Here is a 467-nt window from a genome sequence, read left to right as displayed (position 1 = left end):
ACCGTCGCCGAATTTCCGCTTTGGGCTACCACGCCTGGTCCGCCAAATACATAACTAAGGCTTGTCCCCATAGCCGAGGCCGTCAGGGTCAGCGCTGTTTGGGCACAGGTCAGCGTACCGCCTCCGCTCGCCGTCAGCATGGCACCCATCGGGGCGGTGGTATTGCTCGTCACCGTTACCTGCGCCACCGCCGTACAGCCGCCCGCGTCGCTCACCGTTACGGAGTAGGTGCCCGCTGCACTTACCGTCGCCTGGTTGGTCGATCCCAACTGCGTCGCCCCGCTACTGAAGGTATAGGTCAGGCTTGACGGGCTGGCTGTCAGCGTTACCGATGGCGTGTTGCAGCTAATCGCCCCGCTGGCCACCAGACTGGCCGAAATCACCGCCGAACTGCTCACCACCGTGGCCGAGGTAAGGGCCGTACAGCCGTTAGCCCCTGTGACTACCACCGAATAGGTCCCGGCACT

Annotated in this window: 1 pseudogene; it reads right to left on the bottom strand. The window is 63.6% G+C overall.

From position 1 onward, the window contains the following. A pseudogene (locus AC23NW_RS36280) lies at positions 1-467 on the bottom strand (hypothetical protein); the annotation flags it as partial.

The organism is Arsenicibacter sp. R0_47, from assembly GCF_057652235.1.
The sequence above is the reverse complement of the archived record's forward strand: the minus strand, read 5'-3'. Positions and strand labels throughout refer to the sequence as shown.